The sequence below is a fragment of the Streptomyces sp. H39-S7 genome (assembly GCF_027158205.1).
In the GTDB taxonomy this organism is placed as follows: Bacteria; Actinomycetota; Actinomycetes; order Streptomycetales; family Streptomycetaceae; genus Actinacidiphila.
Map to the genome: position 1 here is coordinate 1 of NZ_JAPVLU010000133.1, position 1,980 is coordinate 1,980.

2 protein-coding genes are annotated in these 1,980 nt (G+C 72.8%); both read right to left on the reverse strand.

The features are described from left to right. A partial coding sequence (locus tag O3X23_RS43815; RefSeq protein ID WP_269280983.1) for a DEAD/DEAH box helicase occupies positions 1-1,533 on the reverse strand: 1,533 nt, incomplete at its 3' end. 375 nt (positions 1,534-1,908) lie between these two features. Beyond that, on the reverse strand, positions 1,909-1,980 hold a 72-nt coding region (locus O3X23_RS43820; protein ID WP_269280986.1), incomplete at its 5' end, for a cold-shock protein.

Sequence of the window (1,980 nt, forward strand, 5' to 3'; positions counted from 1 at the left end):
CGTGCGGGGCGCCGGGCGGTCGCCCGGTGCGGAGCGGCGGGCCTGGGCGAAGCGGCTGCGGCGGCCGCGGGTGGCGGAGGTGCTGCGCTTGGCACGCTCCACGACCGGGGCGGCGATGACGCACGGGACGCCGCTGGGGGCCTGGGCGCCGGTGATCCGGGTCAGCTCCGCCTCGTCGGGGCGGACCTGTGCGGTCTGTGGGGTGATGCCGGCGTCGCGCATCAGGCGGATCATGTCGCGGCGCTGGTTGGGCAGGACCAGGGTGACGACGCTGCCGGACTCGCCGGCGCGGGCGGTGCGGCCGCCGCGGTGCAGGTAGTCCTTGTGGTCGCTCGGCGGGTCGATGTTGACGACCAGGTCGAGGTTGTCGACGTGGATGCCGCGGGCGGCGACGTTCGTGGCGACCAGGACGGTGACGTGCCCGGTCTTGAACTGCTCCAGGGTGCGGGTGCGCTGCGGCTGGGACTTGCCGCCGTGCAGGGCCGCGGCGCGCACTCCGCTGTTCAGCAGGTGGTCGGTGAGCTTGTCGACGGCGTGCTTGGTGTCGAGGAACATGATGACCCGGCCGTCGCGGGCGGCGATCTGGGTGGTCACGGCGTTCTTGTCCGCGCCGTGGACGTGCAGCACGTGGTGCTCCATCGTGGTGACCGCTCCGGCCGACGGGTCGACGGAGTGGACGACCGGGTCGTGCAGGTAGCGGCGCACGAGGAGGTCGACGTTGCGGTCGAGGGTGGCGGAGAACAGCATGCGCTGTCCGTCCGGGCGCACCTGGTCCAGCAGGGCGGTGACCTGCGGCATGAAGCCCATGTCGGCCATCTGGTCGGCCTCGTCGAGTACCGTGATGTTGACCTGGTCCAGGCGGCAGGAGCCCCGGTCGATGAGGTCCTTGAGCCGGCCCGGGGTGGCGACGACGACTTCGGCGCCGCCGCGCAGCAGGTGGATCTGCCGTCCGATGGACATGCCGCCGACGACGGTGGCCATCCGCAGCCGCAGCGAGCGTGCGTACGGGGTCAGGGCGTCGGTGACCTGCTGGGCGAGCTCACGGGTCGGTACCAGGACCAGGGCGAGCGGCTGGAGCGGCTCGGCGCGCTGTCCGGCGGTCCGGGCGAGCAGGGCCAGGCCGAAGGCGAGGGTCTTGCCGGAGCCGGTACGGCCGCGGCCCAGGACGTTGCGGCCGGCGAGGGCGTTGGGCAGCGTCGCACCCTGGATGGGGAACGGCACCGCCATGCCCTCGTGGGCCAGCGTGGCCAGCAGGGCCGCCGGCATGTCCAGCGCGGCGAAGGTCTCGACCGCGGGAAGGGCCGGGGTGAGGGTGACCGGCAGGGCGAACTCGCCCTGGACGGAGGGGCGTCGGCTCGATCCGCCGGAACGGGAGCCCGCGTAGCCGCCGGAGCGGCCGGAACCCGCGTAGCCGCCGGAACGGCTCGGGGCGCCGGAGCGGCTCGGGGCCGAACGGCTGTAGCCGCCGGCGCTCGGGGCGCTGCTGCGGCTGGTGGAGCTGGAATACGAGCGATTGGAACGAACGGGGTTCAAGGAGAACCTTCCTGGACACGGCACGCATCCAGGAGGCCCCAGCAGCGAACACGCCGCACGAAGGCATCACAGAGACGAACCGAAAGAATGAGCGGAAACGGAGCGGGATCGAAGCGGCGCGGAGTCAACCGCGCGAACACGCTTCGCCACGAGCGGCACTGCCAGAAATGGCGGCCGGAGCTGGACCGTATCGGATGGGCCCTGGGCAGTGAACGCAGCACGGTCGTGGACCGTGGAGCCGCCTGCCGTGCGGCTGGAACTGATGCCCGCAGGGGCCCCGCCCCGCGACGAGCGGAGGGCAAGGGGGCCTGCGGGCGACGGGACAGGGCCCGCGACCTTGCGGTGCGGGCCCTACCCGGTGGTGCGCGTCAGTGCTTAGGCGGGAACGATGTTCTCCGCCTGCGGGCCCTTCTGGCCCTGCGTGACGTCGAAGGAGACCTTCTGGCC